This is a genomic window from Alterirhizorhabdus solaris, from assembly GCF_007785815.1.
GTDB classification, from domain to species: domain Bacteria; phylum Pseudomonadota; class Alphaproteobacteria; order Sphingomonadales; family Sphingomonadaceae; genus Alterirhizorhabdus; species Alterirhizorhabdus solaris.
On the sequence record NZ_VNIM01000055.1, the window covers coordinates 1 to 26,536 of the forward strand.

Annotated in this window: 24 protein-coding genes; 8 read left to right on the top strand and 16 right to left on the bottom strand. The window is 70.3% G+C overall.

What is annotated here, in order from left to right; translation table 11 throughout:
- On the top strand, positions 1-899 hold an 899-nt coding region (locus FOY91_RS13310), incomplete at its 5' end, for a DMT family transporter (protein ID WP_338062085.1).
- 85 nt (positions 900-984) lie between these two features.
- On the opposite strand, the gene FOY91_RS13315 is transcribed toward FOY91_RS13310, so the two are convergent.
- Entirely contained in the window at positions 985-1,674 is a 690-nt protein-coding gene (locus FOY91_RS13315; RefSeq protein ID WP_238995690.1) for a DUF1223 domain-containing protein, read from the bottom strand.
- A gap of 90 nt (positions 1,675-1,764) precedes the next feature.
- The gene (locus FOY91_RS13320; RefSeq protein WP_145152754.1) at positions 1,765-2,061 is read right to left on the bottom strand and encodes a hypothetical protein; all 297 of its coding nucleotides are present in this window, start codon (positions 2,059-2,061) and stop codon (positions 1,765-1,767) included.
- A 296-nt stretch (positions 2,062-2,357) separates the two neighbouring features.
- Here FOY91_RS13320 and FOY91_RS13325 point away from each other — a divergent pair, with 296 nt between their 5' ends.
- Together FOY91_RS13325 and FOY91_RS13330 are read left to right on the top strand one after the other, a co-directional pair.
- On the top strand, positions 2,358-4,409 hold the full coding sequence (locus tag FOY91_RS13325; RefSeq protein ID WP_162527231.1) for a DUF4394 domain-containing protein: 2,052 nt from the start codon (positions 2,358-2,360) through the stop codon (positions 4,407-4,409).
- Between the two features lie 99 nt (positions 4,410-4,508).
- Positions 4,509-4,961, top strand: a complete 453-nt coding sequence (locus tag FOY91_RS13330) for a nuclear transport factor 2 family protein (protein WP_145152759.1) — start codon at positions 4,509-4,511, stop codon at positions 4,959-4,961.
- A gap of 553 nt (positions 4,962-5,514) precedes the next feature.
- Here the strand turns inward: FOY91_RS13330 and FOY91_RS13335 are convergent.
- From FOY91_RS13335 to FOY91_RS13355, 5 genes are all read right to left on the bottom strand, one after another.
- Positions 5,515-6,192 carry a DUF4331 family protein gene (locus tag FOY91_RS13335; RefSeq protein ID WP_145152761.1) on the bottom strand — a complete coding sequence of 226 codons (678 nt, stop codon included), beginning with the start codon at positions 6,190-6,192 and terminating at the stop codon, positions 5,515-5,517.
- Position 6,193: 1 nt separating this feature from the next.
- Entirely contained in the window at positions 6,194-6,856 is a 663-nt protein-coding gene (locus FOY91_RS13340; protein ID WP_145152764.1) for a DUF4331 family protein, read from the bottom strand.
- Between the two features lie 223 nt (positions 6,857-7,079).
- Positions 7,080-7,502 carry a nucleoside-diphosphate kinase gene (ndk, locus tag FOY91_RS13345; RefSeq protein ID WP_145152767.1) on the bottom strand — a complete coding sequence of 141 codons (423 nt, stop codon included), beginning with the start codon at positions 7,500-7,502 and terminating at the stop codon, positions 7,080-7,082.
- A gap of 88 nt (positions 7,503-7,590) precedes the next feature.
- A complete protein-coding gene (locus tag FOY91_RS13350; protein WP_145152770.1) occupies positions 7,591-8,031 on the bottom strand; it encodes a DNA polymerase III subunit chi in 441 nt (146 codons plus the stop codon).
- A gap of 23 nt (positions 8,032-8,054) precedes the next feature.
- The gene (locus FOY91_RS13355) at positions 8,055-9,533 is read right to left on the bottom strand and encodes a leucyl aminopeptidase (RefSeq protein ID WP_145152773.1); all 1,479 of its coding nucleotides are present in this window, start codon (positions 9,531-9,533) and stop codon (positions 8,055-8,057) included.
- 176 nt (positions 9,534-9,709) lie between these two features.
- Between FOY91_RS13355 and FOY91_RS13360 the strand changes: the two genes are divergently transcribed.
- The 5 genes from FOY91_RS13360 (at position 9,710) to FOY91_RS13380 (ending at position 17,185) form a co-directional block, all read left to right on the top strand.
- The gene (locus FOY91_RS13360) at positions 9,710-11,911 is read left to right on the top strand and encodes an LPS-assembly protein LptD (RefSeq protein WP_145152776.1); all 2,202 of its coding nucleotides are present in this window, start codon (positions 9,710-9,712) and stop codon (positions 11,909-11,911) included.
- Between the two features lie 151 nt (positions 11,912-12,062).
- Complete coding sequence (locus FOY91_RS13365) at positions 12,063-13,382, top strand: peptidylprolyl isomerase (RefSeq protein ID WP_145152802.1); 1,320 nt, start codon at positions 12,063-12,065, stop codon at positions 13,380-13,382.
- A 64-nt stretch (positions 13,383-13,446) separates the two neighbouring features.
- Positions 13,447-14,436, top strand: a complete 990-nt coding sequence (gene pdxA / locus FOY91_RS13370; RefSeq protein ID WP_145152778.1) for a 4-hydroxythreonine-4-phosphate dehydrogenase PdxA — start codon at positions 13,447-13,449, stop codon at positions 14,434-14,436.
- A 187-nt stretch (positions 14,437-14,623) separates the two neighbouring features.
- Complete coding sequence (gene rsmA / locus FOY91_RS13375; RefSeq protein ID WP_145152781.1) at positions 14,624-15,499, top strand: 16S rRNA (adenine(1518)-N(6)/adenine(1519)-N(6))-dimethyltransferase RsmA; 876 nt, start codon at positions 14,624-14,626, stop codon at positions 15,497-15,499.
- A 174-nt stretch (positions 15,500-15,673) separates the two neighbouring features.
- Positions 15,674-17,185, top strand: coding sequence for an AMP-binding protein (locus FOY91_RS13380; RefSeq protein WP_203234568.1), 1,512 nt, complete (start codon positions 15,674-15,676; stop codon positions 17,183-17,185).
- A gap of 239 nt (positions 17,186-17,424) precedes the next feature.
- Here the strand turns inward: FOY91_RS13380 and FOY91_RS13385 are convergent, their stop codons facing one another.
- The 9 genes from FOY91_RS13385 to FOY91_RS13425 form a co-directional block, all read right to left on the bottom strand.
- Entirely contained in the window at positions 17,425-17,622 is a 198-nt protein-coding gene (locus FOY91_RS13385) for a DUF5818 domain-containing protein (RefSeq protein WP_145152784.1), read from the bottom strand.
- Positions 17,623-17,700: 78 nt separating this feature from the next.
- Positions 17,701-19,104: a dihydrolipoamide acetyltransferase family protein gene (locus FOY91_RS13390; RefSeq protein WP_145152786.1), complete on the bottom strand. Its 1,404-nt coding sequence runs from the start codon at positions 19,102-19,104 to the stop codon at positions 17,701-17,703.
- A gap of 1 nt (position 19,105) precedes the next feature.
- The gene (locus FOY91_RS13395) at positions 19,106-20,110 is read right to left on the bottom strand and encodes an alpha-ketoacid dehydrogenase subunit beta (protein ID WP_145152808.1); all 1,005 of its coding nucleotides are present in this window, start codon (positions 20,108-20,110) and stop codon (positions 19,106-19,108) included.
- A 14-nt stretch (positions 20,111-20,124) separates the two neighbouring features.
- Positions 20,125-21,414, bottom strand: a complete 1,290-nt coding sequence (locus FOY91_RS13400) for a 3-methyl-2-oxobutanoate dehydrogenase (2-methylpropanoyl-transferring) subunit alpha (protein ID WP_145152789.1) — start codon at positions 21,412-21,414, stop codon at positions 20,125-20,127.
- Between the two features lie 151 nt (positions 21,415-21,565).
- Positions 21,566-22,906 carry an ATP-binding protein gene (locus tag FOY91_RS13405; protein ID WP_145152792.1) on the bottom strand — a complete coding sequence of 447 codons (1,341 nt, stop codon included), beginning with the start codon at positions 22,904-22,906 and terminating at the stop codon, positions 21,566-21,568.
- Positions 22,906-23,595, bottom strand: a complete 690-nt coding sequence (locus tag FOY91_RS13410; RefSeq protein WP_145152795.1) for a response regulator — start codon at positions 23,593-23,595, stop codon at positions 22,906-22,908. Before FOY91_RS13410 ends, FOY91_RS13405 begins: the two co-directional genes overlap by 1 nt.
- Entirely contained in the window at positions 23,592-24,236 is a 645-nt protein-coding gene (locus FOY91_RS13415; RefSeq protein ID WP_238995691.1) for an EF-hand domain-containing protein, read from the bottom strand. Before FOY91_RS13415 ends, FOY91_RS13410 begins: the two co-directional genes overlap by 4 nt.
- Positions 24,237-24,334: 98 nt before the next feature.
- Positions 24,335-25,543: an ABC transporter permease gene (locus tag FOY91_RS13420; RefSeq protein ID WP_145152814.1), complete on the bottom strand. Its 1,209-nt coding sequence runs from the start codon at positions 25,541-25,543 to the stop codon at positions 24,335-24,337.
- Positions 25,543-26,256, bottom strand: a complete 714-nt coding sequence (locus FOY91_RS13425; protein WP_145152798.1) for an ABC transporter ATP-binding protein — start codon at positions 26,254-26,256, stop codon at positions 25,543-25,545. The genes FOY91_RS13420 and FOY91_RS13425 overlap by 1 nt, the downstream gene beginning before the upstream one ends.
- Positions 26,257-26,536 lie beyond the last annotated feature (280 nt).

Sequence of the window (26,536 nt, forward strand, 5' to 3'; positions counted from 1 at the left end):
GCCCGGCCGAACGCCGCCTCGCCGGCATCCTGCTGCGGCTGGGCGCGGTCGCGAGCTTCGCGGTGATGGCGGCGGCGATCAAGCTGGCGTCCGATCGTGGCGTCTCGGCGATCGAACTGGTCTTCGCGCGCAACCTGTTCTCGCTGCCGGTGGTGGCGACGTGGCTCACGCTCGCGCCGGGCTGGCGGGCGGTGCGTACCCGGCGGCCGCTGGCGCATCTGAGCCGCGCCGGCCTCGGGCTCGGTTCGATGACGCTCAACTTCATCGCGCTGGCGATGCTCCCGCTGGCCGACGCCACCACGATCGGATTCTCGGCGCCACTGTTCGCCACCATCCTCTCGGCGCTGGTGCTGCGCGAAAAGGTCGGCCGGCATCGCTGGCTGGCGGTGGCGATCGGGCTGGCCGGGGTGGCGGTGGCGATGCGGCCGGGGGGTGCATCCCTGCCGGCAGCGGGGCTGGCGATCGCGCTGGCGGGCGCGCTGGGCACGGGTGCGGTCAACATCACCTTGCGCCAGATCGGCCGGACGGAGGGGGTGGCCGCCACCGTCTTCTGGTTCACCGTCATCTCGCTGGCGGTCAGCGGCCTTGGCCTGCCGTTCTTCGCCGGATCGCACGACTGGCAGCTGTGGGCGTTGCTGGTGCTGATCGGCGTTTCGGGCGGTTGCGTCCAGATCTGCAACACCGCCTCGCTGCGGCTGGCGCCGGTGGCGGTGGTGGTGCCGTTCGATTATCTGCAACTGCTGTGGGCGATGCTGTTCGGCTGGGTACTGTGGGCGACGGTGCCGGGGCCGGCGACGCTGGCCGGCGGCGGGCTGATCGTGGCGAGCGGCCTCTATACCGTATGGCGGGAGCGGCAGTTGCACCGCAGCCACCTGCCGGCCACGCCAACCGAGCTTTAGCGCAGGCTGGCGCAGCACCCGGTTCGACCGCTCGATCCGACGCATCCCGGAACCGACGTCTGATCCCGCCTGCCCCGGCAATCCCCTAAAGCCGCCGCGCCGCCACGATCGGCCCGCCGCTGCCCTGCTGCACGAGCACCGCCGTGCGCCATGCCGCATCCGGCCCAGGCGGCACGGCGAACGACATGGCGGTGCCATTCCAGCGGCCGAGCGGCATCAGCGCCCGCACGATGTTGCGGTGGGGCAGCGTGCGCCCGGCATTCTCCCCCGCCCTCACCGCCACCGCGATGATGCGCGGATCGTAGCGCACCAGCCATACGGTCGCCGGCTGCACCCCCGCTTGCGCCGGCCCGATCGCCACGCGGCCGGGCGCCACCCGGATGGCAGGGCCGCCGGCGCCGCGATCATGGCGTCGCAGCGCCTCGGCCACCCGCGCCGGATCGCTACCGACCAGCACGCCGCGTCCGTTCACGATCATCTGCGGCGTCGCCACGTTGGGCCGGCGGCCGGCGCGGGCATAGTCCCACTGTCGCGCGGTGAAGGCGGGCTGCGCGAAGCCGTCCTTCCAGCCCAGTTGATCCCAGTAGGTCACGGCAAAACTCAGCGCGAGCACGTCGGCGCGCCCGGCGATGGCGTTGAGACTGGCGTTGGCCGGCGGGCAGGAGGAGCAGCCCTGGCTCTGGAACAGTTCCACGACGACCGGATGATCCGCATCTGCCGCAGAGGCAGTCGAGGCACAGGCCGCCAGCAGCAGCGCCACTGGGGCGACACGCACGGGCCATCGCGCAAATCGTCTCATATCCATTCTCCCCGGTCGCCGCGCGGCCGGCGGGCAGGGATGCCGCCCGCCGCACCGCCGGGTCTGCTACATCGTCTTCTTGGCGGGCATGTGATGCATCATGTCGGGATGCATCTTCATCAGTTCGGCGCAGCGCGCATCCTTGGCGGCATCGGCGTGCGACATCGCGTTGCAGCCGGCCATCTTGGTCTTGTCCGCCTCGCTTATCATCGCGCCGTGGCCGGCCTTCATGTCGTGGCCCGTCATGTCGTGGGCCTTGGCATCGCCTTTCATGGCATCGTGGTTCATCTGCGCGCCGGCCGGCACCGCCGCCAGCATCATCGCGCCGGCGAAGACGCCGCCGATCAATCCGAAAGTCTTCATCGCTCTCTCTCCGTGTTCTTGTCACTTCGTCCAGTCAGCGACCGGACCGCTGGATAACGGCCGCGGCCGAAGGACGATCCACTCTGGTCTATGTTTCGGGATGATGACAGCGAGCGGTGTGGATTTTCGTGGAACTGCCGTCATAGCGCCTTCACGACGAAGGACGATCACCGGAAACTGCGGCTTTCTTGTCACAGTCCTGACAGTGGATGAGCTTTTTTATACTTGCCCATTCCGCGATCGCGCAGGTGCAGCTAGACAGCCACGGTTCATCAAGAAGTTTTCGGAGTGGTCCCATGTCTCGAAGCCGTCTCGGAGTCGCCCTTCTGCTGACCGCAAGCGCCTATGCGCTGGGCGGGGCCGGCGCGGCACTGGCCGTTCCGTTGCAGACCGTGCGGGGCGGCACCTCGCTCGTCACCGTCGACAGCGCCACGCCGGGCACCATCGCCAGCACCGTCGCGGTCACGGGCCTCGGCGCCGGTCAGACGCTGTCGGGCATCGATTACCGCCCCGGTCCGCTCACCGCCTCGCCGCTCGCGTCGCGTCGCCTGCTGTACGCGATCAGCAACACCGGCCAGCTCTATGCGGTGAACAGCACCACCGGCGGCGCCGTCGCCGTAGGCGCCACCCCGGCCGTGCCGCTGTCGCTGCTCGGCTCGCCCGCCACCGGCTTCGATTTCAACCCGACGGTGGATCGCATCCGCCTCGTCACCAGCAGCCGCCTCGATTACCGGCTCAACCCGGATAACGGCGCGCTCGCCGCGACCGACGGCCTGCTGACCTACGCCGCGACCGACGCAAACGCCGGTGCCACGCCAACCGTTTCGGGCGCCGCCTACACCAACAACGTGCCGGGCGCCGCCACGACCACGCTGTATGTGATCGACACCGCCGGCGGCACAGCCGCCGCGCGCCTCGCCACGCAGGGCCAGGGTGCGGTTTCGCCGAACAGCGGCACGCTGTTCACCGTCGGCTCCACCGGCGTCACCACCAACAGCAACGTCGGCTTCGACATCACGACGGGCGGCACGGCCTACGCCACGCTGACCAACCCGACCACCGGCGTCACCTCGCTGTACACGGTCAATCTCGCCAACGGCACCGCCACGCTGGTGGGCGCGCTGGCCAACGGCACCACCTACAACGGCCTCGCCGCGCCGGTGCTCGCGCCGTTCCGCACGATGGGCGTCACCGCCAACCAGATCGCGGTGGGCAACGCGCTCGACAACTTCGGCATCGCCACCGGCGGAGCGCTCGCCCCCACCGTCGCGGGCCTGCTCAACGGCATCGACAGCCTGGCCGGCACCCCCGGCGCGCAGGCCTCGGCGCTGCAGCAGCTTTCGCCGATCGCGTTCAGCCAGCTGCCCGACATCGCGCTCAACGCGGTGGAAGTGCAGGAGAACACGGTGCTCCGCTACACGCGCGATCTGCGCGGCAACGCCGAAACCCCGGATGGTACGCGCGCCACGCTGGACGAGGCCGGCAAGCTCGGCGTCTGGGTGTCGGGCGGTTCGCGCTTCGGCCGCTACAAGGGCGATACCGATCGCTACGGCGCCGATACCGACGAGTATCATTTCCTCGGCGGTGCGGACTTCCGCCTGACGCCGACCGTCGCGCTCGGCGGCTTCGGCGGCTACAGCAAGACCAACGGCAACACCGCCCGCCTGCCGCGCGCGACCGGCACCATTCCGGGCGCCCGCGCCGATCTGAAGAGCTGGTTCGCCGGCGCCTACGGCACCGCCGCCGTCGGCCCGCTCTATGTCGATGCATGGGGCAGCTACACCGATCTCGACTTCTCGCTTGAGCGGACGATCTCGGTCGGCAACTATGCCACGCAGCTTCGCGCCCGCGCCTCGAGCGGTCGCGTGTGGACCGGCGGCGCCGCCACCGGTCTCAGCTTCCAGCTCAACCGCTTCGAGATCGAACCGTTCGCCGCGGTGCGCTACTCGGATATCCGCATCCGTGGCTTCACCGAAGTCGGCGGCGGCGCGGGTGGCCTCACCGTGGGTGACTTCGATCGCGTGTCGCTGCGGACGAACGTCGGCGCGCGCGCCGGCATGAAGTTCGAGGTGGCCGGCGCGACCATCCGTCCGCAGGTGCGCGGTGGCTGGTATCACGAGTTCCGTGACCAGGCCCGCACGATCACGGCCGCGTTCAACACCCCCGGCCTGTCCGGTACGCCGTTCAACTTCACCACCACGCCGCTGAGCGGGGATTACTTCAACGCCGGTGGCGCGCTGAACATCTCCGGCAACGGCCCGCTCTCGCTGGTGGCGGATTATGACGCGCAGTTCGACGACGACCGCGAGTTCTACACGCTCACGCTGGGCGTGCGCCTGAAGATCTGATCGATCTTCCGGCGGGTTCGGGAAAGGTCCGGTGCCGCAAGGCGCCGGGCCTTTTCTTTTGCCCGGCATCCGGCGATGCTGGCGCCTGGGGAGAACGGGATGACCGACGAGGAGCATCGCGCCAGCAGCGCGATCAGGGCCACGCTCGCCGCCTGCACGCAGGCCGGGGACGCACGCAGGGCGGACGTCTATGCCGCGGCCTTCACGATCGATGGCGTGCTCGATCTGGGCGACCGACGTCTCGATGGCCGGGAGGCGATCCGGGAATGGATGGCCGCCCCCTCGCCCATCGCCCGGCCCGATGCGGCGGTGGCGTCGCCCGGTTTCGTAAGCCACCACCTCACCACCTGCCGGATCGACGTCACGGGCGCGACGGCGGCGACGGTGCGGACCTACTGGTTCGTCATCACCGCCGTGGGGCTGGACCACAGCGGCTATTATGCGGACCAGTTCCGCTGCGAAAACGGGGCGTGGCTGATCGCACATCGCCGGCCGCGCGTCCTGTGGGTGGCCCCGAACAGCCTGATCGCCGGCAACGCCACGCCCGGCTGACTGCGCGCCCGCCCGATCGCGGACACCGTCCCGTCTGCCCCGTCGCGCACTGCCGTCCTGGAATCGGATGATCCGGGCGTGACCCGCTCATCCGGAAAGGCGGACCGAAAGTTCAACGGCGATGCCCCTCCTTCAAGCGTTCGGCGGGATCCAGCCGCGCTGCGCTTGTGCCGAGAGAGACGGAGCCCCGCCTACATGACCCGCCCCTCGACCTCGCGCGGGGTATGGAGGGAAAACGGGGATGTCCGATCAGCCCCTCATGATGGTCGGTTCGGGAATCCATGGCGCTCCAAGTATATATTGCAGCGGTCGGCGTCGGGCGGGGCGATGGGCGATGGGCGATGGGCGGCGCACTGACTGGCGACCGCCTCCGCACGGCGATACCGCATACGAAAACGCCCGCGCGGAGGATCCACGCAGGCGTTTTCGATCGATGGTTTCAACGCAAGAGCCAGATCCGCAGCGGTATCCGATCATGCCAGATCACCGCCATCGAGCCGGTCCGCCCGTGCCGCTTCGGGGGCAGGTGCCGTCACCCGCCCCCAGAGCCGCCCTAGCTGACCTTGGCGCAGCCCGTCAGGTTCAGGCCGCGCAGATCGTCGGCCAGCGCGGTCGCCAGCGTCGTCAGCGTCGCCTTGAACTCGGGCGCCCATTTGCCGGTCGCGTCGATCGCCGGGGTATCGTCGTTGAACGGCGTCTTGTTGGCCGAGCTGACCAGTGCCGTCGCCACCGCCGGGAAGCCCATGCGATCGACCCGCGTGTAGGCGGACGGCGCATCGGTACGGAACACGAAGCCGCTGCCGCCGGTCACCGCCGGGGTGCCACCCTGCGCCGGCGCCAGATAGGGGAAACCGGCAGGCTGCGGCACGTCAGGCCCCGACGGGTTGAGCGGTATCTTGGCGAAGGTATCGGCGCCATGTACCTTCAGGTCGAGGAAGACGGCCGCGAGGATCACGTCCACCACTGGATCGTTCAGCCGCCGCCCGTTGGGAAAGCCCTGCGCGGCGGCGAGGTTGAGCTGAAGCACGTCCGGCACGACGAGGTTGGTGACGGTGCGCGTCGACGTGACCTGCTGGGTCAGGCACGGCGTCACGTCCACCGACGACCCGGTCTGCCCGCCGGAACTGGACGAGGTGCTGGTGGAGCCGGAGTCGCTGCCACCGCCGCCACCGCATGCGGCAAGGGCGAGGAGGGCGGCGGCGAGCGGTGCGGTTTTTCCGAGGGTGTTCATGTCAGCTCCCCTGGATACGGCGGGTTTCCGCCCAGATCTGGATGGGGTTCGTGCCGTTCTCGATCGCGCTGCGCGGGAATTCGATGACGAACGAGGTGTCGTTCTTGCCGGCGAAGAAGTTTCGCGTGTTTCGAATGCTCAGCGTGCCGGTCGACTGGGTATCCTTGAACCCCTGCAGATCGAAGAAGAACGGATCGTCGAACAGCCCGGCGGTGGCCTTCACTACTGCGCCGTTGGTCAGCACCGTCTGCACCGGACCGGCCACCGCGCCGGTGGCGCCCGGGATGCCCTCGAACTGCACGCCCCAGTTGCCGGCGGCATCGCGGCCGTAGCGCACGTTGATGTCACGCTCGCTGGTGGCCGGGTTGCCGTCGTTGGAGACGTGGATCTGATAGATCACGTTGCGATCGTAGAACGGCGCCTCGCCGGGTGCGCGTGGACCGGCATTGGTCACGACCAGCGTCACGGTCGAGTCGGTGTTCCAGGCGAAGACGTCGGCGATGTCGGCGGCCACGTCGGGCGTGCTCGTCACGGCGGCATCGGTTCGCGAAGGCGGATCGAGATGGTCCGCCGCATTGGCCGATTGGTAGACCCACAGGCCCCCGGCCGCGACTACCGCCAGCGTGGCCGATGCCAACGCGGCTGTCGCCTTCCCCATACCCATTGTCGTGTCCTCCGGAATAACGAGATGATCTCAAGCGTCTGTTTTCGTCACGACCGACCGCTTAAGTCCGATATCCGCGAAGCGAAGGCAAGTCTTAATCGACTGTTCAGGGAGAAGAGAAAGGTGATCCGGCGGTGGATCCGCGATCCCGCCAGATCCGGCGGCGGCGAGACCATCGCCGGGGCCAGATGACGGGGCGGCCGGGCCGCCCCGTCAGGGTCGATCAGCCGACGATCTCTTCCGGCTTGAAGAAATACGCGATCTCGGTCGCGGCATTCTCGGCGCTGTCCGAACCGTGCACGGAGTTCGCCTCGATCGACTCGGCGTGGATCTTGCGGATCGTGCCCTCGTCGGCGTTGGCCGGGTTGGTCGCGCCCATGATCTCGCGGTTGCGGGCGACGGCGTTCTCGCCTTCGAGCACCTGCACCACCACCGGGCCGGAGATCATGAAGCTGACCAGCTCGCCGAAGAACGGCCGCTCGCGGTGGACGGCGTAGAAGCCCTCGGCCTGCTCCTTGGTGAGCTGCAGACGCTTCGAGGCGACGACGCGCAGGCCGCCGTCTTCCAGCAGGGTGGTGACGGCGCCGGTCAGGTTGCGGCGGGTGGCATCGGGCTTGATGATCGAGAACGTGCGTTCGGTCGCCATGGCGATCGGCTCCATATGATACGGGGTGAAAAGTGGCGGCTCTCTAGGCGGTCGGCGGGGCGGCGGCAAGCGCGCGGCCCCTGCGGGGTCAGGCCGCCCGGGTCCAGCGGCCGGCCGCGTCCTGCTTCCAAAAACGCCGCTCGATGCCGTCGCGCGCGGCCAGCGCCTTCCACGCCGCGCGTGCCGCCGCGATCGTGGTGTCGTCGAAGAAATGAAACACGCGGTCGAAGCCCAGCGCCGCCTCGCGCCATTCGCCATCGGCCAGCGCGATGTTGCGCGCGCCGTTGGCGGAGTCGGCGGTGGTGGCGATCAAGATCGGCTGGTTCGCCTCCCCCGCCTGGCCCGCACGGCCGTGGGGGAGGAAGCTGTCGGGCACCGCCGTCCACAGCCCCTCGTCCAGCGCCTGCGCCTGCTGGTCGTCCCGCGCGACGACCAGCAGGCGACCGCCATCGCCCAGGATACGCCCGGCGATGGCGGCGATCACGCGTTCGGGCGCGGTGGCGGCCAGATGGTAGAAATCGACCTGCATCGGGCCTGCCCGCCGTCGTCCGTTCAGCCCTCGAAGTTGTCGGCGACGAAGCGGTCGAGCAGGCGCACGCCGTAGCCGGTCGCGCCCTTGTCGTGCAGCGTGCCGGGCTTGGCCGCCCACACCATGCCCGCGATATCGAGGTGCGCCCACTTCACGCCTTCGTCGATATACCGCTTGAGGAACTGCGCGGCGGTGATCGAGCCGCCGGGGCGCGGGCCGACGTTCTTCATGTCGGCGATCGGCGAATCGATCAGCTTGTCGTAGGCGTCGCCCAGCGGCAGCTGCCACAGCGGATCGCCGCTGGCGGTGCCGGCCGCCTTCAGCTGTGCCGCCAGCCCGTCGTCGTTGCTGAACAGGCCGCCAAATTCGTGGCCCAGCGCCACGATCATCGCGCCGGTGAGCGTCGCCAGATCGATGATCGTCGTCGGCTTGTGGGTGCGCTGCACCCAGGTGAGCGCGTCGCACAGCACCAGCCGCCCCTCGGCATCGGTGTTGATGACCTCGATCGTCTGGCCGGACATGGAGGTGACGACGTCGCCGGGCCGCTGCGCCTTGCCGTCGGGCATGTTCTCCACGAGGCCGCACACGCCGACTACGTTCACCTTCGCCTTGCGCGCGGCGAGGACGTGCATGGCCCCCGCGACCGCGCCGGCGCCGCCCATGTCCCACTTCATGTCTTCCATGCCGGCGGCCGGCTTGATCGAGATGCCGCCGGTATCGAAGGTCACGCCCTTGCCGACGAGCGCCAGCGGCGGGTTGCCGCTGTCGCCCGTGCCGTTCCAGCGCATCGCCAGCAATCGCGCCGGCCGTTCGGAGCCGAGCGACACGCCGAGCAGCGCGTTCATGCCGAGTGCGGCCATCGCCGCCTCGTCCAGCACCTCGATCTCCACGCCCAGATCGCGCAGCGACTCGCAGCGTTCGACGAAGCTCTCCGGGTAGATCACGTTGGCCGGCTCGGTCACGAGGCTGCGGGTCAGCCCGATGCCGTCCGCCAGTGCCTTCAGCGACCCCCATGCGGCCGGCTCGCCCTCGCCCGCGCCGACGATCACGATCTCGGCGAGGGTGGGGCGGGATTTGGCGGGCAGGCGGGTGCGGTACACGTCGTGCCGCCATGCGCGCAGCACCGCGCCGAACGCGACATGCGCGGCGGCGACGGCCTTGTCGCCTTCCAGCGCCGACACGTCGATCACCAGCAGCGTCTCGCCGGAAGTCAGCAGGCGGGCGGCCAGTGCGCCGCCGGCCTTCTCGAAGCCCTCGCCATTGCCGTTCCTGGTGCCGGTGCCGACCAGCAGCACGCGGCGTGCGCCGTCCGCCTCGGGCACGAACAGCTCGGCGATGCTGCCTGCCTCGCCCTCGAACCGGGCGGCGGCGGCGGCGGCGCGCGCCAGCGGCGCCTGCGCGGCATCGAGCCCGGCGCGCTCGGCCGCCCCCGATCCGCCGGGAACGAGCAAGGCGAGGGCAAACGCGCCGGTGGGGCGCTGGGCGGCGAAACGGACCTGCATGGGCGGAACCTCTTTTTCTCTGTTGCCCCTATCTAGGACGTGCGGGCCGCGGAATGAAGCACCGTTGCAGCAAGCGCGGCGGTGCGATAGGCGGCAGGCAGGCGGATCGGGGCGCACGGAACATTGTGAGAAGTTTGCGTTTCAGCGCCGTTGCGCCTCTCGCGCTGGCCATCGCGATGGCCTCGTCGCCTGCCCGCGCGCAGGATCTGGGCGACCGACGGGTGCCGCCGCCGCCCGCAGGCTCAGCGCCAATGCCCGCCAACGACGAGGAAGTGACGTTCAGCGCGTCCGCGCTCGACTATGACGACGCCGCGCAGATCGTGACGGCCAGCGGCGACGTGCGGATGATCCGCGCCGGCAACCGCCTGCGCGCCGACAAGGTGATCTGGAACCGCAAGACCGGGCAGGTGCGCGCCGAGGGCAACCTCGCGGTGGTCAACCCCGGCGGCGACACCGCCTATGGCGACAGCTTCGAGCTGACCGACACGCTGCGCGACGGCGTGGCGGACAACCTGCTGCTGGTGCTGGAAGGCGGCGGTCGCCTCGCCGCGCGGCACGGCGAGCGGGTGAACGGCGTCACCACCGTGCAGCAGGCCGCCTATACCCCGTGCGCCGTGGTGGACAGCAAGGGCTGCCCGAAGAACCCGGTGTGGAAGATCACCGCCGTCCGCGTGGTGCACGATCCGGTCAAGCACCGCATCTCGTACAAGGATGCGCGGCTGACGATGTTCGGCGCGACGATCCTGTGGTTGCCCGGCCTGTCGCATCCCGACGGTTCGGGCACCGGCGGCGCCTCCGGGCTGCTCGTCCCCAATTTCCGCTACAGCCGCACCAACGGCCTCGAAGTGGCGCTGCCTTATTACTACCAGCTCGCCCCCAACCGCGACCTGACGCTGACGCCGCATGTGTACAGCGAGGTGCTGCCGGCGCTGGAGGCGCAGTATCGCGCGCTGAACGGCAACGGGGCGTACCAGCTGTCCGGCATGATCACCAAGGGATCGCGGCTGCCGGCCAGCACGTCCTCCGGCACCACCGGCGATCGCGACAGCGGCGTGCGCGGCTACATCGACGTGAACGGCCGCTTCCAGCTCGATCCGAACTGGACGATCAGCGGTTCCTCCCGCCTCGTCACCGACAAGACCTTCCTGCGGCGCTACGACATCTCGCGCGACGATCGCCTGCGCTCCACGATCAACGCCGAGCGGATCGACGAGCGCAGCTACCTGTCGATCGCGGGCTACGCCACGCAGAGCCTGCGGGTGAACGCCGATGGCGGCCAGCAGCCGATCGCGCTGCCGGCGATCGACTACCGCCTGCGGCTGACCGACCCGATTCTCGGCGGGCGGATCGAGCTGCAGGCCAACAGCCTGGCGATCCTGCGGACCGACGGGCAGGACACGCAGCGCGCCTTTGCCGGCGCGCGGTGGGAGCTGCGCCGCTACACGCCGCTGGGGCAGGAGGTGACGTTCACCGCCTACGGCCGCGCCGATCTGTACCACACCGCGCAGACGGCCGAGACGATCACCGCCAGCTATCGCGGCGACGCCGGCTGGACCGGGCGCGGCATCGCCGCGATCGCGGCGGACATGCGCTGGCCGTTCGTGGGCGAGATCTTCGGCGGCACGCAGCGGCTTACCCCCCGCGTGCAGGTCGTCGCCTCGCCCCCCACCCGCAACCTGAGCATCCCCAACGAGGATGCGCGCGCGGTGGACCTGGAGGACAGCAACCTCTTCGCGCTCAACCGCTTCCCCGGCTACGATCGCTGGGAAGACGGCAGCCGCATCACCTACGGCGCGGAATGGGCGTTCGACCGGCCGCGCTTCGCGCTGCGCACGATCGTGGGGCAGAGCTACCGGCTGACCGACAAGCCGAGCATCTTCCCGGTCGGCACCGGCCTGTCGGCGCGCTATTCCGACATCGTCGGCCGGTCGACGCTGCAATATGGCCGCTTCCTCGAAGTCACCCACCGCTACCGGCTGGACAAGAGCTCGCTGCGCATCCGCCGCAACGAGGCGGACGTGACGCTGGGCAGCAGGCGGACCTACGTGACCGCCGCCTACCTCCGCCTCAACCGCGACATCGACACCGCGATCGAGGATCTTCGCGACCGGGAGGAAGTGCGGCTGGGCGGGCGCGTGCAGTTCAGCCGCTACTGGTCGGTCTTCGGCTCCACCACGATCGACCTGACCGGGCCGGGCGAGGATCCGGTGGCGACGGGCGACGGCTTCTCCCCGGTGCGCCACCGCCTGGGCCTGCTCTACGACGACGACTGCCTCGAACTCGGGGTGACATGGCGGCGCGATTACGAACAGATCGGCGATGCCCGGCGCGGCAACACCTTCCTGTTGCGGGTGGCGCTCAAGAATTTGGGTCGCTAAGCGTGCATTCAGCCGGGCCGGTGCAGCAATACCCGCGCCCGGGATGCGGGCGGACAGACGATGGGGCGCCGGTGATCGGCGTCAGAATGACGGGGCGAGAGTGACGCTGACACGCAAGACGGCCGTGAAGTTCGGCATCGCCGCTTTCACCATGACCTCCGCTATCGCCGGGCCGTGGCTCGCCGCGATCGCGCCGGCGCAAGGCGTCGAGGATCCGGCGGAGGCGCCCTCGGCCGGGCTGAACCTGCCGACCGACGTGACGATCTTTGGCAAGAGCGACCCGAACGTCCGCAAGGCGACCGCGATCGTCAACGGCACGATCATCACCGATACCGATGTCGATCAGCGGCTGGCGCTGGTGCTGGCCGCCAACGGCGGCAAGGTGGAAGGCGAGGAGCGCGACCGGCTGAAGCTGCAGGTGCTGCGCAACCTGATCGACGAGACGCTCCAGATCCAGGAGGCGGCGGCCAACAAGATCGAGATCAGCAAGGCCGAGATCGACCAGACCTACAATCGCGTGGCCGGCAACTTCAAGCGCACCCCGCCCGCCTTCGCGCAGTATCTCGCCCAGCAGGGATCGTCCGAACGGTCGATCAAGCGGCAGATCGAGGGCGAGCTTTCGTGGCGCCGCCTGCTCGGCCGCAAGGTGGAGCCGTTCGTCAACGTGGGCGAGGACGAGGTGAACGCGGTGATGGCGCGGCTCAACGCCTCCAAGGGCCAGCAGGAATATCGCATCGGCGAGATCTTCCTCTCGACCACGCCCGAAACCAGCAACGATACCCGCGCCAACGCCGAGCGTATCGTGACGCAGGTGCGGCAGGGCGCCTCGTTCGTGGCCTATGCCCGCCAGTTCTCCGAGGCATCCACCGCGGCGGTGGGCGGCGATCTGGGCTGGGTGCGCGCCGAGCAGCTGCCCGATCCGATCGCGGCGGCGGCGGCGGCCTTGCAGAACGGGCAGGTCAGCGATCCGGTGGCGGTGCCGGGCGGCTTCTCGATCGTGGCGCTGATCGACAAGCGGCAGGTGCTGACCGCCGATCCGCGCGATGCCGTGCTGGCGCTCAAGCAGATTTCGGTCAGCTTCCCCAAGGACATGACGCAGGCCCAGGCCGCGCCGAAGGTGGAGGCATTTGCCGCCGCGCTGAAGGCGAACGCGGGCTGCGGCCGGGCGGACGCGGTGGCGCGCGCGGTGGGCGGCGAGGTCGTCGACAACGATCAGGTGAAGATCCGCGACCTGCCGCCGCAGTTGCAGGACGTGATGGCCAACCTCCAGATCGGCCAGTCGACCCCGCCGTTCGGCTCGCTGGCCGATGGCGTGCGCGCGCTGGTGCTGTGTGGCCGCGACGACCCGAAGAACGCCGGCGCGCCCAGCTACGACGCGATCTATTCGCAGATGGAGGAAGAGCGCGTGAACCGCCGCGCCCGCCGCTACCTGCGCGATCTGCGGCGCGACGCGGTGGTCGAGTATCGATGAGGCGCGGTCGATGAGGCGCGGTCGATGAGGTCCGGTCGATGAGGCGGGCGGGGGTCGCGCGCGGATGAGGCCGCTCGCCGTCTCGCTCGGCGATCCGGCCGGGATCGGGCCGGAGATCGTCGCCAAATCCTGGGCGCTGCGCGAGGTGCACGGCCTGTCGCCCTTCTTCGCGGTGGGCGACGTGCGCGCGATCGAGGCGGTGTGGGACGGCCCGGTCGTCCGCATCTCCTCGCCCGAGCATGTCGCCGACATCTTCACCGATGCGCTGCCGCTGATCCAGGTGGAGGATGCCGGCGCCATCGAGCCGGGCGCCCCCAGCCTGCCCGGCGCGCGCTGCTCGCTCGATTCGCTGGAGATGGCGGCAGGGCTGGCCCGCTCGGGCGCCGCCGCCGCGCTCGTCACCGGGCCGGTCAGCAAGGCGCAGCTCTATGCGATCGGTTTCGATCATGCCGGGCAGACCGAGTTCGTCGCCGAACGCTGCGGCGTGTCGCCCGACAATGCGGTGATGCTGCTCGCCGGCCCGACGCTGCGCACCGTGCCGATCACCACCCATGTCGCGCTGCGCGACGTGTCGGACATGCTCAGCATCGACCTGATCGTGGCCAAGGCGCGCGCCACCGAGCGGGGGCTGACGCGCAATTTCGGCATCGCCCGCCCGCGCCTGGCCTTCGCCGGCTTCAACCCCCATGCCGGCGAGGCAGGCGCGCTGGGCCGCGAGGAGATCGAGCTGCTGCTGCCCGCAATCGAGATATTGCGTGCCGAGGGCATCGACGTGGTCGGGCCGCTGGCGGCCGACACCATGTTCCACGCCCGCGCCCGCGCCGGTTATGACGTGGCGCTGTGCCTGTATCACGATCAGGCGCTGATCCCGCTCAAGACGCTGCATTTCGACGAGGGCGTCAACATGACGCTGGGTCTGCCGATCGTCCGCACCTCGCCCGATCACGGCACCGCCTTCGACATCGCCGGGCAGGATCGCGCCGATCCGGGGGCGATGATCGCCGCGATCCGGCTGGCCCGCAGCGCGGCAGACTGGCGCGCGCAGCAGGCGTGAGGGAAAGAGCGGTTTTGCCAGAAGTGCTTCGGCCCTTGTAATCCTCTCGTCACCCCGGCCCCGTGCCGGGGTCCACTGGAAGGAGCCGCAGCGCCCGTGACCATCGCGCGACGTGACCCGCGTCGACGTGGACCCCGGCACGAGGCCCGGGGTGACGGGGGATGGGAGACCCGCTAGGAACCACTGAATGTCGATCTTGGCCAACCCCGACACGGCGCCGCCGCCCCGCCCGGCCTTGCCCCCCCTGCGCGACGTGATCGCACGCCACGGGCTGTCCGCCAGCAAGGCCCTCGGCCAGAACTTCCTGCTCGACGGGCAACTGCTCGACCGCATCGCCCGCGTGCCCGGCCCGCTCGCCGGCGAACGCGTGTACGAGGTCGGCCCCGGCCCCGGCGGCCTCACCCGCGCGCTGCTGGGCGCGGGCGCGCAGGTGGTGGCGGTGGAGCGCGACGACCGCTGCCTGCCCGCGCTCGCCGAACTGGGCGACGCCTTTCCCGACCGGCTGCGCGTGATCGCGGGCGATGCGCTGGCGATCGACGAGGCGGCGGAAGCGGGCACGGGCGCGCACATCGTGGCGAACCTGCCGTACAATGTCGGCACCGCGCTGCTGGTGCGCTGGCTGACCGCGCCCGTCTGGCCGCCGTTCTGGGCCTCGCTGACGCTGATGTTCCAGAAGGAGGTGGCCGAGCGGATCGTGGCGAAGACGGACGACGACGCCTACGGGCGGCTCGCCATCCTCGCGCAGTGGCGGGCGAAGGCGACGCTGGCGTTCACCGTCCACCGCTCCGCCTTCGTGCCGCCGCCCAAGGTGATGTCGGCGGTGGTGCATCTGGTGCCCGCGCCCCAGCCCGCCGGGGTGGCGATCGGCACCATCGAGGCGCTCACCGCCGCCGCCTTCGGCCAGCGCCGCAAGATGCTGCGCCAGAGCCTGAAGGCGATGCCCGGCGCGCTCGATGCGCTGGCGGTGGTGGGGATCGACCCCGCCCGTCGCGCCGAGACGCTGTCGGTGGACGAGTTCGTCGCCGTCGCCCGCGCAATCGACCGGGCGCGCGCCGCCGGCTGAGGCGGGCGATCGGTCGTGCGCGCGGTGAGCCGTGCAGGGCGTGGTCAGGCGTGGATACGGTGGCAACGGCGACGCACGCCACCGGGGCGATGCCGGAGGGGGCCGGCCGGGGCGATCCGCCTTCCCACCTGCCCGCCTGCTCCGGTATGGACGCGGCGGGACAGGAGACGAACGATGCACGCGCCCCACGACATGCCCGATGCGCCCGATCCGGCGCAGGCCAACATCGTCGCGCACTTCCTCGCCCGCGCGGGCGTGCGCGGTGACAGGCCGTTCCTCGTCCACGCCGGCGGCACGCTGCGCTACGACGCGCTCGATCGCGAAACCGGCCGGCTCGCGCGACGCCTGCTCGATCTGGGTGCGGCGGCCGGGGATCGCATCGTGGTGCAGGTGGAAAAGTCGCCGCACGCGGTGCTGCTGTATCTGGCAGCGGTGCGTGCGGGGCTGGTGTTCGTCCCCCTCAACACCGCTTACGGGGCGGGCGAGCTCGGCTATTTCATCGGCGATGCCGAACCCGCGATCGTGGTGTGCCGCCCGCAGGACGGAGCGGCGGTGGCGGGCATCGCCGGCGCGGCGGCAGTCCGCACGCTCGGCGCGGACGGCACGGGCACGCTGCTGGACGGGATGGGCGACGACACCGCACCGGTAGCAGAGCGCGCGGCGGACGATGTCGCCTGCATCCTCTACACCTCGGGCACGACAGGCCGCTCGAAGGGCGCGATGCTGACCCATGGCAACCTGTTGAGCAACGCGCTGACGCTGCACGATCTGTGGCGCTGGGCTGCCGACGACGTGCTGTTGCACATCCTGCCGATCTATCATGTCCACGGACTCTTCGTCGCGCTGCACGGCGCGCTGGTGGCGGGCGCCACCGTGCTGTTCCACGCCGGCTTCGATCCGGACGCGGCGATCGCGGCGCTGGGGCGGGCGACGGTGATGATGGGCGTGCCGACGCATTACACCCGCCTGCTCGGGAACCCGGGGCTGACGCGCGAGGCGTGCGCGGGGGTGCGGCTGTTCGTCTCCGGCTCCGCGCCGCTTCTGGCCCAGACGCACGACCGCTTCGCGGCGGTGACCGGCCACCGCATCCTCGAACGCTACGGCATGACGGAGACGGGGATGATCGCCAGCAACCCGTATGACGGCGCGCGCGTGGCGGGCGCGGTGGGCTATGCGCTGCCGGGGGTGGAGGTGCGCGTGCCGGGATCACCGGCGGTGCTGGAGGTGCGCGGCCCGAACGTGCTGAAGGGCTATTGGCGCAATCCCGAAAAGACCGCCGAGGCCTTCACCGCCGACGGCTGGTTCATCACCGGCGACCTGGCGGAGATGTCGGCGGACGGGCGGATCACGCTGGTGGGGCGTGAAAAGGATCTCATCATCGCCGGCGGCCTGAACATCTATCCGAGCGAGATCGAGGACGTGATCGACGCTCTGCCCGGCGTGACGGAATCGGCGGTGATCGGCGTGCCCCACGCCGATCTGGGCGAGGCGGTGGTGGCGGTGGTCGTCGCCGATGCCGGCGTGACGCCCGAAGGGGTGATCGCCGCGCTGGACGGGCGGCTCGCGCGCTTCAAGCAACCACGGCATGTGACGCTGGTGGCGGAATTGCCACGCAACGCGATGGGCAAGGTGCAGAAGGCGCGGCTGCGGGCGGACTATGCGGGGCTGTTCGCGCCTGCGGGCTAGATACTCTCCAACCGCTCCTCCTGAGGAGCCATCGAGCCTGCCGGAACGGCGTTCCGAAGGAGGGTGGCAGCCCCGTCCTTCGAGACAGGCCTTCGACGTCGCTCAGTCCCTCCTCAGGATGAGCGGAAATCCGGGTTTCGCTTCCATACCCCAAGCGAAGTCGAGGGACGGCATACAAGGGTCGCGGGGCGTGTCTCGACTTCGCTCGACAAAAGGGATGGTGGGTCGGATGTCGCCCGTCAGCCCGGCTGCACGCCGTCCACGTCCACCACGTCCGGTCCGGTGCGGGTGCCGATCACGCGCACGCGCTTGCCGACCAGATCGACCGGGGTGCGGTGCAGGTCGAGCCGCCACAGCCCGCCGGAATCACGCCGCAGCGCGAAGCCGCCGCCGACCCGCATCAGCATCCCGGTCTCGTCGATCGCCTCGCCGTCCATCCGTCCCCGACTCGCAAGATCACGCTTGGCGCTTAACCCGAGTCGGGCGGATCGCCCAGCAATCCCGGTGATCCCCGCTCAATCGACGAACAGCAGCGCCGGCGTCTCGATCAGCCGCTTCACCGCCTGGATGAAGCTGGCCGCATCCCAGCCGTCCACCACGCGATGATCGAAGCTGGAGGACAGGTTCATCAGCTTGCGCACCTCGATCCGCCCGTCGACCACCGCCGGCCGCTCGACGATGCGGTTGACCCCGACGATGGCGACCTCCGGCCGGTTGATGACCGGGGTGGAGACGATGCCGCCGAGCGGCCCGAGCGAGGTGAGCGTGATGGTGGAGCCGGACAGTTCGTCCCGCGTCGCCTTGCCGCGCCGGGCGGCGTCGGCCAGCCGCGTGATCTCGGTCGCCAGCGCCCACACGTCACGCGCGCCCGCGTCGCGGATCACCGGCACGGTCAGCCCGGCATCGGTCTGCGTGGCGAGGCCGAGATGCACCGCACCGTGACGCGAGACGATGTTCGCCTCGTCGTCGTAACGCGCGTTTATCATCGGGAAGGCCGGCAGCGCGCGGGTGATCGCGGTGATGAGAAACGGCAGCAGCGTGAGCTTGGGCCGCTCCCCGCGCGCCGCATTCATCGCCTGCCGCAGCGCCTCCAGTTGGGTGACGTCGGTTTCCTCGACGAAGGCGAAGTGCGGGATGCGGCGCTTGGCCTCTGCCATGTTCTCGGCGATGCGGCGGCGCAGCCCGGTAACGCGGATCTCCTCGACATCCTCGCCGGCAGCGGCCGGGCGCGACGGGGCCGGGCGTGCGGTATCGGCCGGGCGCGGCGCGGGCGCGGCCGCAGGGGTCGCGGGCGCGGCCCGTGCGGCGGGCGCAGAGGCCACGTAGCGCAGATAGGCGTCCAGATCGGCATGACGCACCCGGTCGCCCCGCGCCGATTTCACGTCCGCCAGATCGACGCCCAGATCCTTCGCGCGGGCGCGCACGGCGGGCGAGGCGAGGACGCGCGGGGAAGACGCGGTCGCTGCCCCGTCGTTCGATCCGGCCTTGTCGGTAGCCTGTGGCGAAGCGGCTGGCGACGGGCGCGTTTCGGCCGCTGGCTGGACTTCATCGCGAGCATCGGCTTCGACTGCGGACGGAGACGCCTCCGCCGGTCGCGGTTCGTCAGGCAGGCCGCTGCCGCCAGCGGTCGACTCGATCGACGGCGCCTCGCCCGAAGGCGCATCCGCGGCATCGTCCGCCTCGCTCTCGAACACGGCCAGCACCGCGCCGATCGCCAGCATGTCACCGGCAGCCCCGCCGATCTCGACGATGCGGCCGGAGACGGGCGCGGTCATCTCCACCGTCGCCTTGTCGGTCATCATGTCGGCGAGGGGATCGTCCTCCTCCACCATGTCGCCGACCTTCACGTGCCACGCGACGATCTCGGCCTCGGCGATGCCCTCGCCGATATCCGGCAGCTTGAACGGGATGCGTGCCACCTTATTCCTCCATCACGCGCTTGATCGCCTCGCCCAGCCGCACCGGGCCGGGGAAATAGGCCCATTCCAGCGAGTGCGGATAGGGCGTGTCCCACCCGGTCACGCGCTGCACGGGCGCCTCCAGCGAGTGGAAGCAATGTTCCTGCACCAGCGCGGACAATTCCGCGCCGAAGCCGCTGGTCTTCGTCGCCTCGTGCACCACGATGCAGCGGCCGGTCTTCTCCACCGAAGCGACGATCGTCTCGATATCGAGCGGCACCAGCGTGCGCAGGTCGATCAGTTCGGCATCCACCCCGGTATCGGCGATCACGCCTGCGGCCACATGCACCATCGTGCCATAAGCCAGGATCGTCACCGCCTCGCCCGCCCGCACCACCGATGCCTTGCCCAGCGGGATGCGATAATGCCCCTCGGGCACGGCGCTGGCCGGGTGCTTGGCCCACGGCGTGACGGGGCGATCGTAATGGCCGTCGAACGGGCCGTTGTAGATCCGCTTCGGCTCGAAGAAGATCACTGGATCATTGTCCTCGATCGCGGAGATCAACAGCCCCTTGGCGTCGTAGGGGGTGGAGGGGATCACCGTCTTCAGCCCGGCCACATGGGTGAAGATGCCCTCGGGCGACTGGCTGTGCGTCTGCCCGCCGAAGATGCCGCCGCCGAACGGGGACCGCACCGTGATCGGCGCGGTGAACTCGCCGGCCGAGCGGTAGCGCAGCCGCGCCGCTTCCGACACGATCTGGTCCAGCGCGGGGTAGATATAATCGGCGAACTGGATCTCGGGCACCGGGCGCAGGCCGTAGGCGGCCATGCCTACCGCCACGCCGATGATGCCGCATTCGGTGATCGGCGTATCGAACACGCGGGTCTTGCCGTATTTGCGCTGCAACCCCTCGGTCGCCTTGAACACGCCGCCGAAATAGCCGACGTCCTCGCCGGTGACGATGATGTCCGGGTCGCGGCCCATGCACACGTCGATGGCGGAGTTGATCGCCTGGATCATGTTCATCGTGCGGGTGTCGCTCACTTCTCGCCCCCCGCCGTTATGCCCGATACCGCGCGTTCGGCGTGCATCTGCGCCGATTGCTCGCGCAGGTGCCACGGCATCTCCTCGAACACGTCCTCGAACATGGTGCTGAACGGCTGGTGCATCCCGTCGCCCAGCACGCCCAGCGCCTCGGCCTGCTTGCCGGCGGCGCGGACCTGCTCGGCCAGTTCCCTGTCCATCGCGGCGTGGCGCTCCTCGTCCCACGCGCCGATCGCGATCACATGCGCCTTCAGCCGCGCGATCGGATCGCCCAGCGGCCATGCCGTGCGCTCGTCGGCGGAGCGGTACTTGGTCGGATCGTCGGAGGTGGAGTGGCCCTCGGAACGATAGGTGAAATGCTCGATCAGCGTCGGCCCGTGGTTGCCGCGCGCACGCTCCGCCGCCCATTCGGTCGCGGCATACACGGCGAGCGCGTCGTTGCCGTCCACCCGCAGCCCGGCGATGCCATAGCCCACCGCGCGGGCCGCGAAGGTGGTCGCCTCCGCCCCGGCGAACCCGGAGAAGCTGGAGATCGCCCACTGGTTGTTGACCACGTTCAGCACCACCGGCGCACGATAGACGCTGGCGAAGGTGAGCGCGGAGTGGAAATCGCCCTCGGCGGTCGATCCCTCGCCGCACCATGCGGTCGCGATACGGGTGTCGCCCTTGGCGGCGGATGCCATCGCCCAGCCCACCGCCTGCGGATATTGCGTGGCGAGATTGCCGGAGATCGAGAAGAAGTTGGCCTCCTTCGCCGAATACATGATCGGCATCTGGCGGCCCTTCAGCCGGTCGCCGGAATTCGAGTAGATCTGGCAGATCATGTCCACCAGCGACCAGTCCCGCGCGATCAGCACGCCCTGCTGGCGGTAGCTGGGGAACACCATGTCGCCGCGATCGAGCGCGTGGGTGGCGGGGATGCAGGTCGCCTCCTCGCCGGTGCACTTCATGTAGAAGCTGGTCTTGCCCTGCCGCTGCGCGCGATACATCCGCTCGTCGAACGCGCGGGTCAGCGCCATATGGCGCAGCATCCGCAACAGCCGCTCGGGCGACAGCTTCGGATCCCACGCGCCGACCGCCCGATCGTCCTCGTCCAGCACACGGACCAGCCCGTAACTGTGGCCGCGCATCGCCTCGGCCGCTGCATCGATCGGCGGACGCGACGAGGCATCGGCGGCGGGGATCTCGAAATGGCCGAAATCCACCGTGTCGCCGGGGCGAAACCGCGGCTCGGGAATATGCAGCGAAAGCGGCGGCAGGTTCCGCCCTGCGTGATCGTCGGCCATCGGTCCCTCCTTCCGCACGCGCGCCGGTGATCGACCGGCCTCGCCTCGGTGACGTCCGGCCCATTCAACGCGAGTCCCGGACGTTTGTTCGATTGTTGTCCGATAGGGTTATTTTATTTCGCAGCCGAGCGCCAGCGATTCCGTGCCCCGGTCAGCGGTCGCTCGTCGCGAGCGGCAACCGGAAATCCGCCGCCAGCCCGCCGCCGGGGCGGTTGCGCAGGGTGAGCGTGCCGCCATGGCCCTGCGCGATCGAGCGGGCGATGGTGAGACCGAGGCCGATCCCGCCCGTATCGCGATTGCGCGAGGGGTCGCCGCGCCGGAACGGTTCGAACAGCGCCTCAAGCCGATCGGCCGGCACCCCCGGCCCCTCGTCCGCCACGCGCAGCACCGCCTCGCCGTCCTCGCGGTCCAGCGACAGGGCGACGGCGCCGCCATAGGCCACGCCGTTGTCGATCAGGTTCTGCACCAGCCGCTGCAACGCCAGCGCGTCGCCCGATACCGTCAGCGGCGCGACCGGCCCCAGCCGCACCGGCCGACCCATCTCCTGCTCGGCCTCCGCCATCCGCGTGACGAGCGCGTCGAGCGCCACCGGCCCCGCCTGCGCCAGCGTGGTGCCCCGCACGAAGCCGATGGTGGCGGCGATCATCGCGCGCATCTGCTCGATATCGGCCTGCACCTTGTCGCGCACCGGCTCGGGCGCGGCCTCGATGCGGAAGGCGATGCGGGCGAGCGGAGTGCGCAGGTCGTGCGCGATCGCGCCGATCATGGCGGTGCGTTCGGCCACGTAGGTTTCCAGCCGGTCCTGCATCCGGTTCAGCGCGTGGGCGGTGACGCGCAGTTCGGCCGGCCCGTCCTCCGGCACGCGCGGCCCCAGCGGATCGCCGCCCATCCGGTCGGCGGCGGCGGCGAAGCGGCTGATCGGCCGGGTCAGGCGGCGGGCGAACAGCCAGGCGAACGGCACCAGCATCAACGCGCTGGCGGCGAACCACCAGAACACGCGCCGCTGCCACGCCGCCAGCCACGGGCGCGGCGGCGTCTGCACCACCCGCCAGCCCTGCCCGGTATCGACCGCGGCCACCACGGTGTCGAAGAACAGCGGCTCGCCCCGCCGCATCGGCACCAGTCGCCGGGGCCGCCGGCCCTGCGGCAGGTCGGCGCGCTGGTCCGGCTCGAAGAACAGCAGCACGCGATCCGGCGCCCCCCCCCCCCGCCGGGCCAGCCGCGCGGTGAAGCGCGGATCGCTCGTCATGTCCTCGCCCGCGCGGGGCGGCACGGGGCGGGTCGTCACCGACAGCGCGCGCTCGCGCCCGCCGCGCTCGTGATCGCGCCCGGCCAGCGCATCGGCCAGATCGGACAGGCGGTTGAAATCGGGCCGGGGCGGGCCGACGAACACGAACAGCGCGACCGAGATCATCTGCGTGGCGAACAGGGCGGCGAGCAGCAGCAGCAGCGTGGCCCAGAAGATCGGCAGGCCACGCAAGGCCCGGCGCATCAGCCGTCCACCTTCAGGGTGAACATATAGCCTTCGTTGCGCAGCGTGCGGATCGGATCGTCCGGCCCCAGTTTCTTGCGCAGGCGGCTGATCGTCACGTCGATCGCGCGGTCGAACACGTCGCTGTCGGTGCCCTTGCCGTGCTCGATCAACTGGTCGCGCGTCAGCACCCGCTGCGGCCGGTCGAGAAAGGCGGTGAGCGTGCGGAACTCCGCGTCGGTCAGCGCCGCCGCCGCCAACCCGGGCCGCGCCACCTCGCGCGTGACGAGATCGAGCGTCCAGTCGCCGAAGCGGCGGACCGGGCCGGTGGGCGTGCCGCCAGCGCGCCGGCGCAGCACCGCGCGCACCCGGGCCAGAAGCTCGCGCGGGTTGCACGGCTTGGGCAGGTAATCGTCGGCCCCCACCTCCAGCCCGATGATCCGGTCGGTATCGTCGCCCATCGCCGACAGCATGATGACGGCGGGGCCACCCGGCCGGCGCAGGCGCCGCAGGATCGACAGGCCGTCCTCGCCCGGCATCATCAGGTCGAGCACGATCAGATCGAACCGGCCGGCGGCGATCGCCGCGTCCATCTCCACCCCGCCCGAGGCGGTCTCGACCGACAGCCCGTTCATCCCCAGAAACTCGGCGATCAGCGCGCGCAGGTCCGCGTCGTCGTCCACCACTAGGATGCGGGGCTGGTCGCTCATCGCGGGCGCTTCGGTGGTGGGGCGACGCGGGTGGGGTCGCAGGCGGTGACGGCGGCCTGTGCCGGGGTTTTCGGCAGCGTGGCGGGGTCGAGCGTGCCGCGCTTGCCGCCCGCCTGCGCGGCGTCGATCTGGCGGAAGCGATCGGCGGCGGCGGCGGCGAACTCGGCGCGCGTCACGCCGCGGTTGAAGTCGGCGTCGGCCGCCGCCACCGGCTCGGGGATGTTGAGGAAGCTCCAGCGCCCCGCCCCCAGCGGCATGCCATACTCCCCGGCGGCCTTGCGCTCCTTCCTGGTCGGCGCACGCAGCGGCCCGGGCGCGCGCGGCGCGTACAGCCGGATCTCGGGCGCGACGTTGCGTTCGTAGGCGCTCACCTCGGCGGGGATCAGCTCGCCGTCGCGGTCGGTGTCGAGCGTGGTGAAGAAACGGTCGGCGTCGGCGGCGAACTCGGCCGGGGTGATCCGCCCGTCGCGATCCGCATCGGCCTGCGCGAACCACGCCCCTGCCGGATCGGCCGCATCAGCGGCGGCGCGGAACGGCTGGCCCATCGGCGCGATGAACAACTGCGCCTGCCGGGGCGGGCACGGCGGCAGCGGTTTGGCGGCGGGCGCGGGGGTGGCGAGCGCGCAAATCAATGCCGTCATCCCGGCGAACGCCGGGATCTCCCGGAGATGGGCAACCGGCCGGTCGTCGTGCGGCAGGAGATCCCGGCGTGTGCTGGGATGACGGTGCGTGGAGCGTCTCATTCGTGCCTCAGCGCGTCGATCGGGTTGAGCGAGGCGGCGCGGCGGGCGGGGAAATAGCCGAACACCACGCCGATCAGCGCCGAGAAGAAGAAGGCCAGCAGGTTGATCTGCAGGTCGAAGATGAACGGCACCCGCAGCACCGGCGCCAGCGACACCGAGGCGATCAGCGCCAGCAGCAGGCCGATCACGCCACCGAGGCACGCCAGCGCCACCGCCTCGACGAGGAATTGCAGCAGCACCTCGCTTGCCACCGCGCCGATGGCCAAGCGGATGCCGATCTCGCGCGTCCGCTCCGTCACCGAGACCAGCATGATATTCATGATGCCGATGCCGCCGACCAGCAGGCTGACGGCCGCCACCGCGCCGAGCAACGCGGTCAGGATCTGGGTGGTCCCTTGCAACGTGTCGGCGATCTGCTTGGTGTCGAAGATGTTGAAGTCGTCGTCCTTGCCGCCGCTGATGTTGCGCCGCTCGCGCAGCAGCTTCTGCGTGGCGGCCTGCACGGTGCCGGTGTCGTACGCCTCGTCCACCGAGACCATGATGTTGCGGATGTCGCGGTTGCCGGTGAAGCGGCGCTGCACCGCCTTGATCGGCATGATGACGACATCGTCCTGATCGTTGCCGAACCCGCCCTGCCCGCGCGTGGCGAGCGTGCCGATCACCTGGCACGACACGTCCTTGATGCGGAACCGCTGGCCCACCGCCTCCTCCTGCCGGAACAGGTTGGTGACGACGGTGGAGCCGAGGATGCACACCGCCCGGCCCGCCTGCTCCTCCGCCGGGGTGAAGATGCGGCCGGCGGAGAGCTTCCAGTCCTGCGCGGTGAAATAGTCGGCGGTGGTGCCGTTGATCGTGGTGGACCAGTTGGCCGCGTTGCGCACCGCGATGCCGGAGGACGACGCCTGCGGGGCGACCGCCTTCACACCCGCGATCTGGGTGCGGATCGCGTCCACGTCGGCCGGCTTGAAATCGGGCGGCTGCGGCCCGCCGCCGCCCCGGCCGAAGCCCTGCCCCGGGCGGATCTGGAGGATGTTGGCGCCGAGGCCGGAGATCTGCTGCTTTACCGCCGCCGTGGCGCCGTTGCCCAGCGTCACCATCGTGACGACCGCCGACACGCCGATGACGATGCCGAGGATGGTGAGGAACGAGCGCAGCAGGTGGCGCCGGATCTCGCGCACGGCCAAGATGATGGTGGTGCCGAGGATCACGCCGCCTGCCCCCGCCCGGTCGCGTGGGTGCGATCGACGAGGCCGTCCTTGAAGTGGATGATGGTGTGGGCGAAATCGGCCATGTCCTGCTCGTGCGTCACCATCAGCACGGTGATGCCGGCGGTGCGGTTCAGGTCGGTCAGCAAATCCATGATCTCGACCGATCGCTCGCTGTCGAGGTTGCCGGTCGGCTCGTCGGCCAGCAGCACGTCGGGCTGGGTCACGATGGCGCGGGCGATCGCCACGCGCTGCTGCTGCCCGCCGGAAAGCTCGGCCGGGGTGTGATCCCACCAGTCGGCCAGCCCCACCTTGTCCAGCGCGGCCATCCCCATGTCGGCCCGCGTCTTCTTGTCCTCACCGCGATAGAGCAGGGGCAGTTCCACATTCTCCAGCGCGGTGGTGCGGGCGAGCAGGTTGAAACCCTGGAACACGAAACCGAGATAACGCCGCCGCAACAATGCGCGCTGGTCCCGGTCCAGCCGCTCGACATGATGGCCCTTGAAGCGGAACTCGCCGCCGGTGGGCACGTCGAGGCAGCCGAGGATGTTCATCGTGGTCGATTTGCCCGAGCCGGACGGGCCCATGACGGCGACGAAATCGCCCGCCATGATGTCCAGATCGACGCCCTTGACCGCCTGGAACGCGGTCGCCCCCTGCCCGAAGGTCTTGGTGACGCCGCGCAGCGCGATGATCGGATCGGGGGCGGACACTCAGCGACGCCCCTGGCGGGACAGGCTGCGGTGTGCCGCTCCCGCCACGAGCGATGAGGCGTGGGCCGGGAGATCCCAGCGTTCGCCGGGATGACGGAAGAGGAGGATGGCGGAAGCGACCATCGCGTCAGCCACCGGGCTGCGCGGACGACGCGGCGCCCGGCGCGGGGGCGGTTTCCGGCGCGCGGCGGATCGGCTGGCCGCCCGGCTCGCCCGGCGCGGGGGCCGTGCCGGGGGAGCGGCGCCCGGCCGGCGCGTCGGTGGCGGGGGTGGCGGTGCG

Excerpts from the sequence above, each read along its gene's own strand:
- ndk (WP_145152767.1), bottom strand. The coding sequence starts at position 7,502 with ATGGCGACCGAACGCACGTTCTCGATCATCAAGCCCGATGCCACCCGC.
- FOY91_RS13385 (WP_145152784.1), bottom strand. The coding sequence starts at position 17,622 with ATGGACGGCGAGGCGATCGACGAGACCGGGATGCTGATGCGGGTCGGC.
- FOY91_RS13405 (WP_145152792.1), bottom strand. The coding sequence starts at position 22,906 with ATGCGCCGGGCCTTGCGTGGCCTGCCGATCTTCTGGGCCACGCTGCTG.
- FOY91_RS13340 (WP_145152764.1), bottom strand. The coding sequence starts at position 6,856 with ATGGGTATGGGGAAGGCGACAGCCGCGTTGGCATCGGCCACGCTGGCG.
- FOY91_RS13400 (WP_145152789.1), bottom strand. The coding sequence starts at position 21,414 with ATGGCCGACGATCACGCAGGGCGGAACCTGCCGCCGCTTTCGCTGCAT.
- pdxA (WP_145152778.1), top strand. The coding sequence starts at position 13,447 with ATGAGGCCGCTCGCCGTCTCGCTCGGCGATCCGGCCGGGATCGGGCCG.
- FOY91_RS13360 (WP_145152776.1), top strand. The coding sequence starts at position 9,710 with ATGGCCTCGTCGCCTGCCCGCGCGCAGGATCTGGGCGACCGACGGGTG.
- FOY91_RS13330 (WP_145152759.1), top strand. The coding sequence starts at position 4,509 with ATGACCGACGAGGAGCATCGCGCCAGCAGCGCGATCAGGGCCACGCTC.
- FOY91_RS13410 (WP_145152795.1), bottom strand. The coding sequence starts at position 23,595 with ATGAGCGACCAGCCCCGCATCCTAGTGGTGGACGACGACGCGGACCTG.
- FOY91_RS13380 (WP_203234568.1), top strand. The coding sequence starts at position 15,674 with ATGCACGCGCCCCACGACATGCCCGATGCGCCCGATCCGGCGCAGGCC.
- FOY91_RS13320 (WP_145152754.1), bottom strand. The coding sequence starts at position 2,061 with ATGAAGACTTTCGGATTGATCGGCGGCGTCTTCGCCGGCGCGATGATG.
- FOY91_RS13365 (WP_145152802.1), top strand. The coding sequence starts at position 12,063 with ATGACCTCCGCTATCGCCGGGCCGTGGCTCGCCGCGATCGCGCCGGCG.
- FOY91_RS13325 (WP_162527231.1), top strand. The coding sequence starts at position 2,358 with ATGTCTCGAAGCCGTCTCGGAGTCGCCCTTCTGCTGACCGCAAGCGCC.
- FOY91_RS13415 (WP_238995691.1), bottom strand. The coding sequence starts at position 24,236 with ATGACGGCATTGATTTGCGCGCTCGCCACCCCCGCGCCCGCCGCCAAA.
- rsmA (WP_145152781.1), top strand. The coding sequence starts at position 14,624 with ATGTCGATCTTGGCCAACCCCGACACGGCGCCGCCGCCCCGCCCGGCC.
- FOY91_RS13335 (WP_145152761.1), bottom strand. The coding sequence starts at position 6,192 with ATGAACACCCTCGGAAAAACCGCACCGCTCGCCGCCGCCCTCCTCGCC.
- FOY91_RS13350 (WP_145152770.1), bottom strand. The coding sequence starts at position 8,031 with ATGCAGGTCGATTTCTACCATCTGGCCGCCACCGCGCCCGAACGCGTG.
- FOY91_RS13355 (WP_145152773.1), bottom strand. The coding sequence starts at position 9,533 with ATGCAGGTCCGTTTCGCCGCCCAGCGCCCCACCGGCGCGTTTGCCCTC.
- FOY91_RS13395 (WP_145152808.1), bottom strand. The coding sequence starts at position 20,110 with ATGAACATGATCCAGGCGATCAACTCCGCCATCGACGTGTGCATGGGC.